The 13,732-nt window shown below is 70.8% G+C and carries 12 protein-coding genes; 2 read left to right on the forward strand and 10 right to left on the reverse strand.

All coding sequences use genetic code 11. From position 1 onward, the window contains the following. Positions 1–182 precede the first annotated feature (182 nt). From ACZ7P3_RS35120 to ACZ7P3_RS35135, 4 genes are all read right to left on the reverse strand, one after another. Positions 183–326 carry a hypothetical protein gene (locus ACZ7P3_RS35120; RefSeq protein WP_472087918.1) on the reverse strand — a complete coding sequence of 48 codons (144 nt, stop codon included), beginning with the start codon at positions 324–326 and terminating at the stop codon, positions 183–185. Positions 327–503: 177 nt separating this feature from the next. Continuing rightward, positions 504–968 carry an acyl carrier protein gene (locus ACZ7P3_RS35125; protein WP_472087920.1) on the reverse strand — a complete coding sequence of 155 codons (465 nt, stop codon included), beginning with the start codon at positions 966–968 and terminating at the stop codon, positions 504–506. Between the two features lie 481 nt (positions 969–1,449). Then, positions 1,450–2,778 carry a class I SAM-dependent RNA methyltransferase gene (locus ACZ7P3_RS35130; RefSeq protein WP_472087922.1) on the reverse strand — a complete coding sequence of 443 codons (1,329 nt, stop codon included), beginning with the start codon at positions 2,776–2,778 and terminating at the stop codon, positions 1,450–1,452. Positions 2,779–2,880: 102 nt separating this feature from the next. Continuing rightward, positions 2,881–4,932, reverse strand: a complete 2,052-nt coding sequence (locus tag ACZ7P3_RS35135) for an APC family permease (RefSeq protein ID WP_472087924.1) — start codon at positions 4,930–4,932, stop codon at positions 2,881–2,883. Positions 4,933–5,319: 387 nt separating this feature from the next. Between ACZ7P3_RS35135 and ACZ7P3_RS35140 the strand changes: the two genes are divergently transcribed. Continuing rightward, a complete protein-coding gene (locus ACZ7P3_RS35140) occupies positions 5,320–5,991 on the forward strand; it encodes a potassium channel family protein (protein WP_189983967.1) in 672 nt (223 codons plus the stop codon). Continuing rightward, positions 5,991–6,659 carry a potassium channel family protein gene (locus tag ACZ7P3_RS35145; protein ID WP_472087926.1) on the forward strand — a complete coding sequence of 223 codons (669 nt, stop codon included), beginning with the start codon at positions 5,991–5,993 and terminating at the stop codon, positions 6,657–6,659. Before ACZ7P3_RS35140 ends, ACZ7P3_RS35145 begins: the two co-directional genes overlap by 1 nt. A gap of 102 nt (positions 6,660–6,761) precedes the next feature. Here the strand turns inward: ACZ7P3_RS35145 and ACZ7P3_RS35150 are convergent, their stop codons facing one another. From ACZ7P3_RS35150 to ACZ7P3_RS35175, 6 genes are all read right to left on the reverse strand, one after another. After that, positions 6,762–7,529 (reverse strand): DUF3159 domain-containing protein, encoded by a 768-nt coding sequence (locus tag ACZ7P3_RS35150; RefSeq protein ID WP_472087928.1) that lies wholly within the window; start codon positions 7,527–7,529, stop codon positions 6,762–6,764. Between the two features lie 3 nt (positions 7,530–7,532). Next, entirely contained in the window at positions 7,533–7,931 is a 399-nt protein-coding gene (locus tag ACZ7P3_RS35155) for an OB-fold nucleic acid binding domain-containing protein (RefSeq protein WP_472087930.1), read from the reverse strand. A gap of 304 nt (positions 7,932–8,235) precedes the next feature. Beyond that, on the reverse strand, positions 8,236–8,922 hold the full coding sequence (locus tag ACZ7P3_RS35160; RefSeq protein ID WP_472087932.1) for a response regulator: 687 nt from the start codon (positions 8,920–8,922) through the stop codon (positions 8,236–8,238). After that, positions 8,919–11,474, reverse strand: a complete 2,556-nt coding sequence (locus ACZ7P3_RS35165) for a DUF4118 domain-containing protein (protein ID WP_472087934.1) — start codon at positions 11,472–11,474, stop codon at positions 8,919–8,921. Before ACZ7P3_RS35165 ends, ACZ7P3_RS35160 begins: the two co-directional genes overlap by 4 nt. A 126-nt stretch (positions 11,475–11,600) precedes the next feature. Then, entirely contained in the window at positions 11,601–12,293 is a 693-nt protein-coding gene (locus tag ACZ7P3_RS35170) for an ABC transporter ATP-binding protein (RefSeq protein WP_472087936.1), read from the reverse strand. Positions 12,294–12,401: 108 nt separating this feature from the next. After that, entirely contained in the window at positions 12,402–13,595 is a 1,194-nt protein-coding gene (locus tag ACZ7P3_RS35175; RefSeq protein WP_472087938.1) for an alginate lyase family protein, read from the reverse strand. Positions 13,596–13,732: the final 137 nt, after the last annotated feature.

The raw sequence follows: 13,732 nt of genomic DNA on the forward strand, positions 1-13,732 counted from the left end.
TCCATTCGCTCGTCGCCGGGGAGCAGCACCGGGACGTAGCTCGTACAGCGATGTCGAAGAAGACCGCTGGAACCCCGCTGAGCGGCGAGACGATCAGAAGCCGCGCGAAGGTGAGGTGCAATCCGGGCAGCGTGGCCGGCGGGATCGGGGTCAGCAGCAGCAGGCGACCGATGTCGCACACATCATCGGCTCGCGGCAAGCGGGATCGCCAGGAGGGAGACCGACGAGCCGAGTTCACTGGCGGCCTGCCCACTCCACAAGAGCATGAAGTCTCGGTTGTACCACAGGGACTTCTTGGGAATCGCGTCCTCGGCTTTGCCGATCACGTGCCTACCGTGCCAAAGGGGCGACCCGGCGTTCAACGGTTGTGAGAAGGCCGTTCAAGAGCGGACTCCCCTCGCAGCGCGTGTCACCGATCATGAGATTCACCAGTAGAGCCTCGATCACCGCACAGGTCGTCGGCCGGCACGAACGATGGACGGCCCGTGTCGGGGAGGCCGAGCTCAGTCCGCGGGCGTCGTCTCGGATCCGGGTCCGAGTCCGGCCGCCAGGCGCTCCATCCCCGCGTCGTCCAGGCCGTCGAGGGTCGCCAGCAGCTGCGCGGCCGCCTCCGGAGAGGTGTCGTCGAGGTCTGCCCCGGCGGGTCCGCCGGCAACCGGTCCGGCAGCGGACGCGGACGCGGCGACAGACCCACCTTCCTCCCGCACTCGCGCCGTCAGGCCATCCAGGGTGAGGTCCAGCAGCTCGCCGGCCGGGACGTCCACACCGAGGTCGGTCCGCAGCCGGCTCCACAGCTCGATGGCCGCGAGCGAGTCGAACCCGAGCGAGACCAACGGGACGTCGTAGCTGAACGGGCTGGTCAGTCGCGCCCGGATCAGCCCGTCGAGATAGCCGCGGACGGCCAGGCCGCCGTCACCGATGCCGATCGTCACCTGCCCGCCGCCTCTCTGCCGCGACTCATCGGCCATCTCCCTGATCCTCGAACTGGGTTCGCCATGACTCTCCTGTGCAAACAATCCGACACCCGACATCCGAACGGCGGCCGACACCACTTCGCCGCGGCACGTGAATACCCTCGCAGGCTCTTCCCATGCTGCGCCTGTCTCGCCGGCGAGACAACGCCGCGCAGACCATTCCCGGCCCGCTCCGCGTGCAGTGGTCCGCAAGCACGGCCGTTCCCACATCATGATGTGAGTCCGGGTATGTGGAACGGGTGTTCTGCCCGGCGGGTGGCCTCGGCGGTGTCGTCGCGTCCGTGCAGGTGAAGCGCCCCGATGGCGAGGTTCCGCAACGCGGCCCGCGCCCTTCCACCTGGCACGACCCGCACGATCAGTCAGGTGACGCTCCGTCAGAACAGGTGTCGTTTGAGCGTCACGAGCGTCGTTTCAGCGTCAGGACATCGCCCGCAACGCCCGCGACACACATCGTGCGCACGCACGAAGTCGCAGGTCAGGCGCCCTTCGCGGCCGGTTCAAGGATGGCAACGCACTCCACATGATGCGTCATCGGAAACAGATCGAACGCCCGCAGCGTCCGCACCCGGTAGCCGCCCTCCCGGAAGTACCCCAGGTCCCGGGCCAGCGCAGCGGGATCGCAGGCGACGTAGGCGATGCGGCGGGCGCCCAGGGAGGAGAGGTGTTCGACCGTCCTGCGGCCCGCGCCCGCGCGCGGCGGGTCGAGGACGATGAGGTCGACCTCGGTGATACCGGTACGCGGCAGGACCGACTCGACCTTGCCCTGTTCGACGCGGACCCGCGGGAAGTCCGCCAGGTTGTGCCGCGCGTCCTCCACCGCCCGCTTGCCGGACTCGATGCCGAGCACCGCGCCCTTCTCACCGAGGCGGTCCGCGAGGGCGCCGGCGAAGAGGCCGACGCCGCAGTACAGGTCGAGGGCCATCTCACCCTTGCGGGGCAGCAGGCCCTGCATGACCGCCTTCACCAGGGTGTCGGCCGCCTTCGGGTGGACCTGCCAGAAGCCGCCGCTGCCGACCCGGTACGTGCGGTCGTCGGCGCGCTCACGCACGAACGCGCGGCCGTGGACACGGTGGATGCCGCCGTCCTTCTCGTCGACGCGCATGACGGAGACGGGCCGGTCGAGCTCGACGAGCGGCAGCCGGGCGCCGGGCCGGGGCTCCAGGATCACCATGCGGTCCTGGGATCCCGTCGCGGCGATCGCCTCGACGGACGCCATGCCGGCCCAGTCCCGGTCCTCGATGCCGAGTTCGGTGACGCCGGGCGCGGCGATCATGCAGCGGTCGATCGGCTCGACCTCGTGCGAGCGGTGGCGGCGCAGTCCGGCGTTGCCGTCGGCGTCCACCGCGTACTGCACCCGGGTCCGCCACTGGGGCACCTCGCCCGCGGGCAGCTTGTCGCCCTCGGCCGGCATGACCGTGCCGTCCCAGCCCGCCTCCTCGGGGGTGAGGCCCGCGAGCCGCTGGAGCTGCTCGGCGATCACCTCGCCCTTCAGCCGGCGCTGGGCGCCCGGCTTGGCGTGCTGCCAGTCGCAGCCGCCGCAGCGGCCGGGGCCGGCGAAGGGGCAGGGCGCCTCGACGCGGTCCTTGGAGGCCTCCAGGATCTCGACGGCGTCCGCGCGCAGGAAGCGGGCGCCCTCCTCGCCTTCCGTCACCCGGGCCAGCACCCGCTCGCCGGGCAGCGCGTGCCGGACGAACAGCACCTGGCCCTCGGACGTACGGGCGATGCAGTGGCCGCCGTGGGCGACGGGGCCGATCTCGACCTCGTACTCCTCACCCACCAGAGACTGGGTCGGTTCTGCCTGCATGGTGGGGTGGCTCCAGATCGGGAAGAGAGGTTCGGGAAGGGAAGCGGCCGCGACCGGTGGGCCTGACAACAGCCCACCAGTCTACGGCCTCTCCCGCCCGGCTCAGTCGTTGGCCGGTGACGGTTCCTTGGGCCGCTCGGCCGCCGGACCGCGCCGGACCGCGCCCGGCGCGCTCCACTCCTGCCGCCTGCGGGCCCTGTTGCGGGCCGCCTCGGAGGAGGCCAGCTGGTAGGGCACGGAGGTCACCATCACCCCGGGCGTGAACAGCAGGCGGCCCTTCAGGCGCAGGGCGCTCTGGTTGTGCAGCAGGTGCTCGTACCAGTGGCCGACCACGTACTCGGGGATGATCACCGAGATCGCGTCGCGCGGGGACTCCTTGCGCAGGCCCTTGACGTACTCGATCACCGGGCGGGTGACCTCGCGGTACGGCGAGTCGAGGACCTTCAGGGGTACGTCGATGCCGCGTCGCTCCCACTCCTCGCGCAGCGCCTTGGTCTCCGCCGGGTCGACGTTGACCGTGACCGCCTCCAGGGTGTCCGAGCGCATCAGCTTGGCGTAGGCCAGGGCGCGCAGGGTGGGGCGGTGGATCTTGGAGATGAGGACGACCGAGTGGACCCGGGAGGGCCGGACGCTGTCGTCGCTCGGGCCCTCGGGGGCCGCGATCTCCTCGGCGACGCGGTCGTAGTGCTTCCGGATCGCGGTCATCGTCGCGTAGAAGATGCACATGCCCAGCAGGGCGACCCAGGCACCGTGCGTGAACTTGGTGACCAGGACGACGACCAGCACCAGGCCGGTGAAGAACGCGCCGAACGCGTTGATCGCGCGGGAGCGGACCATGTGGCGGCGCTTGGCCGGGTCCTTCTCCACCGCCAGGTGGCGGTTCCAGTGCCGGACCATGCCGGTCTGGCTGAGCGTGAAGGACACGAACACGCCGACGATGTACAGCTGGATCAGACGGGTGGAGTCGGCGCCGTAGATGACGGTCAGCAGCATCGCCGCGCCGGCGAGCAGCACGATGCCGTTGGAGAAGGCGAGGCGGTCGCCCCGGGTGTGCAGCTGGCGCGGGAGGTAGCGGTCCTGGGCGAGGATCGAGCCGAGCAGCGGGAAGCCGTTGTACGCCGTGTTCGCCGCGAGGAACAGGACCAGGGCCGTCGCGGCGGCGAGCACGATGAACAGGAAGCTGCCCTTGCCGAACACCGCCTCGGCGACCTGCGAGATCACCGGGTTCTGGACATAGCCGGAGCCGAGCGGGACGCCGTTGTGGATCAGGTCGGTGGCCGGGTTCTCGGCCATGCGGACCTTGGTCGACATGGCGAGGACGATGATGCCGCAGAACATGGTCACGGCCAGCAGGCCCATCATCGCGAGCGTGGTCGCCGCGTTCTTCGACTTGGGCTTGCGGAAGGCCGGGACGCCGTTGGAGATCGCCTCGACGCCGGTGAGCGCGGCACAGCCGGAGGAGAAGGCCCGCAGCAGCAGGAAGACCAGGGCGAAGCCCGCGAGGCCCTGGTGCTCGGCCTTGATGTGGTAGTCGGCCGTCGGGGCGTGCATGCTGTCGCCGAGGACCAGGCCGCGGAAGGCGCCCCACGCGATCATGATGAAGACGCCGCCGACGAAGACGTACGTCGGGATCGCGAAGAGTTTGCCGGACTCCTTCACGCCGCGCAGGTTCATCAGCGTCAGCAGGACGATCACGGCGACCGCGCAGAGCACCTTGTGCTCGACGACGAAGGGGACCGCGGAGCCGAGGTTCTCGATGCCGGAGGCGATGGAGACGGCGACGGTCAGGACGTAGTCGACGAGCAGGGCGCTGGCCACGGTGAGGCCGGCCGCGGGGCCGAGGTTGGTGGTGGCCACCTCGTAGTCGCCGCCGCCGCTCGGGTAGGCGTGGACGTTCTGCCGGTAGGAGGCGACGACCGTGAACATCAGCACCACGACCGCGACCGCGATCCAGGGGCTGAAGTGGTACGCCGACACGCCCGCGACGGACAGGACCAGCAGAACCTCCCCCGGCGCATAGGCCACGGAGGACAGCGGGTCGGAGGCGAAGACGGGGAGTGCGATGCGCTTCGGCAGGAGCGTTTCGCCCAGCCGGTCACTGCGCAGAGCGCGCCCGATCAGAATCCGTTTGGGCACGTCGGTCAGTTTGGACACGACAGAGGATCGTAGGGCTTAACGCGCGGAGTCGCCCACCCGGTGTCTGAGATCTGCCTCACGAGTGAAATCGACGGCGCACGGAACTGCGGATTCCGTGGTCCGCGCGCACTCCGTGTCTAGATGGCAGACCCCGCCTGTCACTGCCCTTCGGAGGTCCCATGCCCGCGACCGCAGAGCTGATCGGGGCGACGGCCGCCCTCCTCGGCCTCGGAATCCTGACCCTGTGCAGCGTGCGCAGCATCACGCGCCGACGGGGACCGGCTCCGGTGATCCCGGAAACCCCCGCACAGGGGTGCCCGCCCCGAAGTGCACGTGTGTAGCTTTGGGCGTCGGTCTGAGACCCTGATGCTGAGCAGCAACTTTTTGGACACCGGAAGGACGGTCGTGCACATCGTCATCATGGGCTGTGGAAGAGTGGGTTCCGCTCTTGCCCAGACCCTGGAGCAACAGGGGCACACGGTCGCTGTGATCGACCAGGACCCCACCGCCTTCCGCAGGCTGGGCCCGGGATTCGGAGGCCGCCGGGTCACCGGAGTCGGCTTCGACCAGGACACCCTGCGCGAGGCGGGCATCGAGGAGGCCGGCGCCTTCGCCGCCGTCTCCAGCGGTGACAACTCCAACATCATCTCCGCGCGCGTGGCCCGCGAGATGTTCGGCGTGGAGAACGTGGCCGCCCGGATCTACGACCCCCGCCGCGCCGAGGTCTACCAGCGTCTGGGCATCCCCACCGTGGCCACCGTCCGCTGGACGGCCGACCAGATGCTGCGCCGCCTGCTGCCCTCGGGCGCCGAGCCGCTGTGGCGCGACCCCACCGGTGGTGTCCAGCTCGCCGAGGTGCACGCCTCCCCGAAGTGGGTCGGGCACAAGATCAGCAAGCTGCAGGACGAGACGGGCGTCCGCGTGGCGTTCCTGACCCGCCTGGGCGAGGCGATCCTGCCCACCTCGCAGACGGTGCTGCAGGAGGGCGACCTCGTGCACGTGATGATGCGGACGGACGACGTCGACAAGGTCGAGGCGGCGTTCGCCGGAGGCCCGGAAGAGGAGGGCGGTCACTGATGAGGGTCGCCATTGCCGGAGCCGGCGCCGTCGGCCGCTCGATCGCGGGCGAGCTGCTGGAGAACGGCCACGAGATCCTGCTCATCGACAAGGCCCCGACCGCCATCTCGGTGGAGCGGGTGCCGCAGGCGGAGTGGCTGCTGGCCGACGCCTGTGAGATCACCTCCCTGGACGAGGCGGCGCTCCAGCGCTGCAACGTGGTCATCGCCGCCACGGGCGACGACAAGGTCAACCTGGTCGTCTCGCTGCTGGCGAAGACGGAGTACGGCGTTCCGCGCGTCGTCGCCCGTGTGAACAACCCCAAGAACGAGTGGCTCTTCAACGAGTCCTGGGGCGTGGACGTGGCCGTCTCCACCCCGCGTCTGATGTCCGCCCTGGTCGAGGAGGCGGTGAGCGTCGGCGACCTGGTCCGCCTGCTCCGCTTCAGCCACGGCGACGCCAACCTCGTGGAGCTGACCCTGCCCGAGGAGTCGGCCCTGGCCGGCACTCAGGTCGGCGATGTGGAGTGGCCCGAGGACACCTCCCTGGTCACGATCATCCGCGGTACCCGCGTCCTGACCCCCTCCAAGGAGGACTCCCTGGAGCCGGGCGACGAGCTCCTCTTCGTGGCCGCGCAGGCCCGTGAGGAGCAGCTGGAGGAACTGCTGTCGGTGCGGCGCGAGAGCTGATTCCACGAGTTCGAGAGCCGGTTCCACGAGAAGGGGCGCCCTTGGCGACAAGGGCGCCCCTTCTCGTCGTACGACGGCTGTCTTCGGTCGTACGACGGCTGTCTACGCCTCCCGGCGGTGCCGTCCGCCGGTGTTCTCGCCGCCCTCGGCGGCCAGCGCCGCCTTGCGCTCCTCCTCGGCCTTCTCCTCGGCCTCCATCTCCGCGAACACGTCGATCGGCGCGGGCGCCTTCGCCAGGAAGACCCAGGTGAGCCACACGGCCAGCAGGAACGGCGGGATCTTCAGCGTCACCAGCACCCAGCCGAGCTGGGCCGTGTCGGCCCACCAGTACAGCGGGAAGAGGATCGCGCACTTGGCGAGCAGGATCAGGCCCCAGGCCCAACTGGCCTTCGCGTAGGCCTTCTTGCGGCCGGGGTTGCGGGTGCGCCAGGAGAGGTTCTCCTTGAAGACCGGGCCGAGGATGAGACCGATCAGGGGCACACCCGCGAGGGTCGTGATGATGTAGGCCAGCGCGAGACCCAGCGTGTAGAGCATGCCGGGGAGGTAGAAGTCCTTCGCGTTGCCCGTGAACATCGCGAACACCACACCGAAGGCCACGCCGAAGACACCGCTGAAGGCGTGCTTGACGGTGTCCTTGCGCACCAGCCGGACGACGACCAGCACCAGCGACACGGCCAGTGCGGCGATCGCCGAGACATGCAGGTCCTTGTTGACCGTGAAGATCGCGACGAAGAGGAGACCGGGCAGGACCGTCTCGACCATGCCACGGACACCGCCGAACGCCTCGAACAGCGCGGCCTCGGTGACCGCTCGGGCGTCGTGCGCCCGAGCCTGTTCGGTGTCTTCGGTCGGCTTGTCGAGGGACGTCACCGGCTACTCCCGTCCGAGGGGTCGCAGTTCGTATTTCGGGTTGAAGAGCACCCGGCGGCCACGGCTCATCGAGATCCGGCCCGATGCGATCAGCTTGCGCCCCGGTTCTATGCCCACGATGGAGCGCCTGCCGAGCCACACCACGTCCAGCGCGGCGGAACCGTCGAACAGCTCCGCCTCCAGGGCCGGGACTCCGGCACGCGGTCGCAGGGTGACCGTGCGCAAGGTACCAGTTACGGTGACGATCTGGCGGTCCAGACAGTCACCGATCCGGGTACAGCCCGCCGTCTCGGCGTCCTCCCGCAGCTCCTCGGACTCCAGGTCCTCCTGCGACGAGGAGAGCCGGTCGAGCATCCGCCGGAACCGGCCGGCCGGCTTTTCGGAACGAGGAACAGCACTCATACGTGAAGCGTACCGGGGCACACCCACGGCGCCGTAGCGCAGCTCACTTCGATCCCCGGACCGGCCTGCCCGTCGCCTCCGGACCGCCCCGCCCGCCGTCTCCCGGACCGCCCTGCCTGCCGCCTGCCGGACCGGCCTGCCCGTCGCCTCCCGGACCGCCCCGCCCGTCGCCTCCCGGACCGGCCTGCCCGTCGCCTCCCGAGCCGCCGGCGCCGACCCCGGCCCCGTGCTCCCGGATCCCCGGGAGCACGGGGCCCCCGGCACCGCGGACTCCCGGCCCCGCGGACCCCGGCCGCCCCGCCCCTCACCTCTCGAAGCGGTACCCCATCCCCGGCTCCGTGATGAAGTGCTTCGGGTGCGACGGATCCGTCTCCAGCTTCCGGCGCAGCTGGGCCATGTACACGCGCAGGTAGTTGGTCTCCGTGCCGTACGACGGCCCCCACACCTCCTGCAGCAGCTGTTTCTGGCTGACCAGGCGGCCGGTGTTGCGGACCAGCACCTCCAGCAGGTGCCACTCGGTCGGGGTGAGGCGGACGTCCCTGCCGGAGCGGTTGACCTTCTTCGCGGCCAGGTCGACGGTGAAGCCCTCGGTCTCCACGGTCGTCACATCATCGTCGCCGGGCCCGACCGGCTCGGCCCGGCGCACGGCGGCCCGCAGCCGGGCCAGCAGCTCGTCCATGCCGAAGGGCTTGGTGACGTAGTCGTCGGCGCCCGCGTCCAGCGCCTCCACCTTCTCGTCGGAGGAGTGGCGGGCGGACAGCACCAGGATCGGCACCCGGGTCCAGCCGCGCAGCCCCTTGATCACCTCGACGCCGTCCATGTCGGGCAGGCCCAGGTCGAGGACGACCACGTCGGGGTGGCGGGAGGCGGCGAGTTCGAGGGCGGTCCTGCCGTCGGGAGCCGCGTCGACCTCGTACTTGCGTGCCTTGAGGTTGATCACGAGGGCGCGCACGATCTGCGGCTCGTCGTCGACCACGAGCACCCGGGTCATAGGGCCTGCCTTTCTGGTTCTGTGCTGGACTCCCCGAGGGGGAGCGACTCGGGACGTGATCCTGCCGCGCGGAGGCTGAGCACCATGGTGAGCCCGCCGCCCGGCGTGTCCTCGGCGTTCAGGGTGCCGCCCATGGCCTCGGCGAAGCCGCGGGCGACCGCGAGGCCGAGACCGACCCCGGCCCCGCGCGGGGCGTCGCCGTAGCGCTGGAAGGGCTCGAAGATGCGGTCCTTCGCCACGTCCGGCACCCCGGGTCCGCGGTCCACGATGCGCACCTCGACCCGGTCGACCAGGGCGCTGGCGGCCACCAGGACACGCTGTCCCGGCGGGCTGTACTTGACGGCGTTCTCCACCAGGTTGGCCACGGACCGCTCCAGCAGCCCGGGGTCGACCTCCACCATGGGCAGCGTCTCGGGGACATCCAGCTCGACGCTGTCCTCGGGTACGCCGACCAGGGCCATCGGGACCACCTCGTCCACGTCGATCTCGCGGATCAGCGGGGTGACGGTGCCGGTCTGCAGGCGGGACATGTCGAGCAGGTTGCCGACGAGGTGGTCGAGCCGGTCGGCGCCCTCCTCGATGCCCTCCAGCAGCTCCGCCCGGTCCTCCTCGGACCAGGCCACGTCGTCGGAGCGCAGCGAGGAGACGGCGGCCTTGATGCCGGCGAGCGGGGTACGCAGATCGTGGCTGACGGCGGCGAGCAGGGCGGTGCGGATGCGGTTGCCCTCGGCGAGCGTGCGGGCCCGGTCCGCCTCCTCCTGGAGGCGCCGGCGGTCCAGCACGACGGCGGACTGGGCGGCGAAGGCGGCGAGCACCCGGCGGTCCTCGGCGGGCAGCACCCGGCCCGTGAGGGCCAGCGCCATGTGGTCGCCGACCGGCACGTCGACGTCGGCGTCCTCGGGCCGCTCCAGGGGCGGTCCGAACCCGGCCCGTCCCGCGCAGGTCCACGGCTCGACGTCGCCCGCCCGCTCCAGCAGGGCCGCCGACTCCATGCCGAAGGTCTCCCGGACCCGCTCCAGCAGCTCCTCCAGGCCGGTCTCGCCGCGCAGCACGTTCCCGGCGAGGAAGGAGAGGATCTCGGACTCGGCGCGCAGCCGGGCCGCCTGGTGGGTGCGGCGGGCGGCGAGGTCGACCACCGAGGCCACGGACACGGCGACCCCGAAGAAGATCGCGATGGCGACGATGTTCTTCGGGTCGGCGATGGTCAGCCGGTGCAGGGGCGGGGTGTAGAAGTAGTTCAGCAGCAGGGAGCCGAAGGCCGCCGAGGCCAGGGCGGGCAGCAGACCGCCGAGCAGGGCCGCCGCGACCGTGACGGCGAGGAACAGCAGCATGTCGTTGGCGAGGCCGAGATCGATGGTGTTCAGCAGCACCGCGAGGATCGTCGGGCCCACCAGTCCGACCACCCAGCCCCAGATGATCCGGGCCCGGCCGAGCCGCGCACCCCGGGCGACGGGCAGCCCCCGGCCCTTGGCGACCTCGCCGTGGGTGACGATGTGCACGTCGAGGTCGGGTCCGGACTCCCGGGCGACCGTGGCGCCGACGCCGGGCCCGAAGACGTACTGCCAGGCCTTGCGGCGCGAGGAGCCCAGCACGATCTGGGTGGCGTTGACGCCGCGTGCGAAGTCGAGCAGCGCGGCCGGTATGTCGTCGCCCACGACATGGTGGAAGGTGCCGCCGAGGTCCTCCACGAGGGTGCGCTGGACGGCCAGCTCCTTCGGGGAGGCGGCGGTGAGGCCGTCACTGCGGGCTATGTAGACGGCCATGACCTCGCCGCCGGCGCCCTTCTCGGCCAGCCGGGCGGCCCGTCGTATCAGGGTGCGGCCCTCGGGACCGCCGGTCAGGCCCACGACGATCCGCTCGCGCGAACCCCAGATCCGGGAGACCCGGTGTTCACTGCGGTACTCGGTCAGGTACTCGTCGACCCGGTCGGCCACCCACAGCAGCGCCAGCTCGCGCAGGGCGGTGAGGTTGCCGGGCCGGAAGTAGTTGGAGAGCGCCGCGTCGACCTTGTCGGGCTTGTAGATGTTGCCGTGCGCCATCCGGCGGCGCAGCGCCTCGGGCGACATGTCGACCAGCTCGATCTGGTCGGCCCGCCGTACGACCTCGTCGGGCACCGTCTCCCGCTGCCGCACCCCGGTGATCGACTCGACCACGTCGCCGAGCGACTCCAGGTGCTGGATGTTCACGGTGGAGACGACGTCGATCCCCGCGGCCAGCAGCTCCTCGACGTCCTGCCAGCGCTTGGCGTTGCGGGAGCCGGGGACATTGGTGTGGGCGAGTTCGTCCACGAGGGCGACGGCGGGGGCGCGGCGCAGCACCGCGTCGACGTCCATCTCGCCGAAGGTGCCGCCCCGGTACTCCAGGTGCCGGCGCGGGATCTGCTCCAGGCCGTGCAGCATCACCTCGGTGCGGGGCCGGTCGTGGTGCTCCACGAAGCCCACGGCACAGTCGGTGCCCCGCTCGATACGGCGGTGCGCCTCGGACAGCATGGCGTAGGTCTTGCCCACGCCCGGTGCCGCGCCGAGGTAGATCCGAAGCTTGCCGCGTGCCATGGCCCCATTGTCTTCCCGTCACTGCTGCATACGCAGCGTCGACCTTACGGCCAACGATGCGGACAAACGGGACGAGGGCCCGGTCAACAGGGGTCTTTGACACAACTCTGACGGCATCGGGCGGCCTCAGTGAGCGACGATTTCCCCGTCGCGCAGCTCCAGCACCCGGTCGGCCAGATCGAGCAGGGTGGCATCGTGCGTGGCGACCAGAGCGGTGGCCCGCTCGCTGTGGACGACGGCCCGCAGCAGCTCCATGACGCCGTGGCCGGTCTCGGCGTCCAGTTGGCCGGTCGGCTCGTCGGCGATGATCAGCGCGGGGCGGTTGGCGAGAGCCCGGGCGATGGCGACCCGCTGCTGCTGGCCGCCGGACAGCTCGCCCGGCCGCTGCGCCGTGTGGTCGGCGAGCCCGACCAGGGACAGCAGCAGTTCGACGCGTTCCTCCCGCTCGCGCGGGTCGGCCCGGCGCAGCCGCAGCGGTACGCCGACGTTCTCGGCGGCGGTGAGGATCGGAATGAGCCCGAAGGACTGGAAGACGAACCCGATCCGGTCCCGGCGCAGCTCCAGCAGCCCGCTCTCGCCCAGCCCGGCCAGGTCCTGCCCGTCGACCTCGACCCGCCCCCGGTCGGGGGTGTCGAGCCCGCCGACGATGTTCAGCAGGGTGGTCTTGCCGGAGCCCGAGCGCCCCTTGAGGGCGACGAGTTCGCCGCGCGGGACCTCGAAGGAGACTCCGCGCAGGGCGTGGACCGCTGCGGCGCCGCGCCCGTAGGACCTGTGCACGTCCTCGACGCGCACCATGGTCCCGGTGAGCACCCGGCTCATGCCGCCTCCCCCGTGTCCGCGCGTCCCCGTGTCCCGGTGTCCGCGCGTCCCCATGCCCCCGTGGGCCGGGCGCCAAGTATCGCCGCGGGCGCCCGGCCGTTCAACGGTTCAGCTGGGGTTGTCACCGTGGGTGAGCGTCTCCCAGGCGACGAAGAGGTTGTTGCTGCCCGCCGGACGGTTGTCCAGGGTCAGCGCCTGGGTGTTGGTCATGGCGATGCCGAGGCGGTTGTGCAGCGCGTTGTAGCCGACCTCGGTGACCGGTCCGAGCCCGAGCTTGAGGGACCCGCCGCACAGCCAGCCGGGCACGGCGGCGCCGAGCTGGTACTTGGACTGGAAGCCGAGCGCCTGCCGCAGCCGCTCGCCGACGTCGGTGCCGTAGAGGTCCTGGCCCTGGATCCGGCTGGTCTCGGCGACGTGCGAGATCGCGGAGATGCCGTACCCGGTGTGCACGAAGTCCCGGCAGGTCTCCTGGGTGAGCCCGGTGACGAAGGTGGACTGGCCCTGCCAGTAGGAGACGATCTTGTCGCGGGTGTTCAGGTTCTGGCTGGGCACGGTCTTCGGCAGGCCGCCGTCGGAGGCCAGATAGACGTAGGCGGCCGTGCGGGTACGGAACTTCGCCATCGCGGTGTCGTACGACGCCTTGTCGTCCAGGAAGACGGAGATGCCGACGGCGGCCTCCATCATCGTCAGTTCCCAGTTGCCGTTCGAGTTGGAGCCCTTGAGGACGACCGGGAGGTAGACGTTGCGCAGCATGGTCGAGAAGCGGCCGGCGTTGGTCCAGCCGCCCGTGTACGTGTACTTGATGATCTCGGCGGCCTTGGGCCAGGAGGAGCCCGCCCAGCCGGTCTGCAGGGGCGCGTTGCTGTTGGTGTGGCCGGTGATGGTGGCCGACCAGGCGTCCATGATCTGGATGGCCTTCTGGGCGTAGCGCGCGTCGCGGGTGACGTACCAGGCGAGGGCGTCGGTGTAGGCGGCGATCGCGTCCTCGCGCTCGTCGGTGCAGCCGAGGTTGGGGTCGGAGTAGGGGCCGCACTCCACGGTGGCCCGGGGTTTGGGCGTGCGGTTCAGGTCGGCGTACGGGCTCGCCATCATCCGGTCGTACGCGCCCTTCCAGGGCTGCGCGCCGGCCAGCACCTTGCCGCGGATGAAGTCCAGCTGCGCCTGGGAGACGGTGACTCCCGGGTGGACGAACGCGGCGGGGGCGGCGGCGGAACGCGCCGGGGTGGCGGAGGAGTGTGCCGGAACGGCGAGGACGGTGAGGGCGAGGGCGGCGACCGTGGCCAGGAGGCCGGTTCGGCGCATAGCGACTCCGTTCTTCTATGTGAACGTTGAGCGCCTTCATGAACGCAGGCGTTGGCCGGAGACCGTAGGTACAGACCAATGGCCCGTCAAGGGGTCGCGCAGACGAAAGAGCCGCGCCTCGGGACTCGGACTACGGC

It is taken from the genome of Streptomyces sp. NPDC107581 (assembly GCF_055657175.1).

Excerpts from the sequence above, each read along its gene's own strand:
- ACZ7P3_RS35175 (WP_472087938.1), bottom strand. The coding sequence starts at position 13,595 with ATGCGCCGAACCGGCCTCCTGGCCACGGTCGCCGCCCTCGCCCTCACC.
- ACZ7P3_RS35130 (WP_472087922.1), bottom strand. The coding sequence starts at position 2,778 with ATGCAGGCAGAACCGACCCAGTCTCTGGTGGGTGAGGAGTACGAGGTC.
- ACZ7P3_RS35160 (WP_472087932.1), bottom strand. The coding sequence starts at position 8,922 with ATGACCCGGGTGCTCGTGGTCGACGACGAGCCGCAGATCGTGCGCGCC.
- ACZ7P3_RS35125 (WP_472087920.1), bottom strand. The coding sequence starts at position 968 with ATGGCCGATGAGTCGCGGCAGAGAGGCGGCGGGCAGGTGACGATCGGC.
- ACZ7P3_RS35145 (WP_472087926.1), top strand. The coding sequence starts at position 5,991 with ATGAGGGTCGCCATTGCCGGAGCCGGCGCCGTCGGCCGCTCGATCGCG.
- ACZ7P3_RS35155 (WP_472087930.1), bottom strand. The coding sequence starts at position 7,931 with ATGAGTGCTGTTCCTCGTTCCGAAAAGCCGGCCGGCCGGTTCCGGCGG.
- ACZ7P3_RS35170 (WP_472087936.1), bottom strand. The coding sequence starts at position 12,293 with ATGAGCCGGGTGCTCACCGGGACCATGGTGCGCGTCGAGGACGTGCAC.
- ACZ7P3_RS35165 (WP_472087934.1), bottom strand. The coding sequence starts at position 11,474 with ATGGCACGCGGCAAGCTTCGGATCTACCTCGGCGCGGCACCGGGCGTG.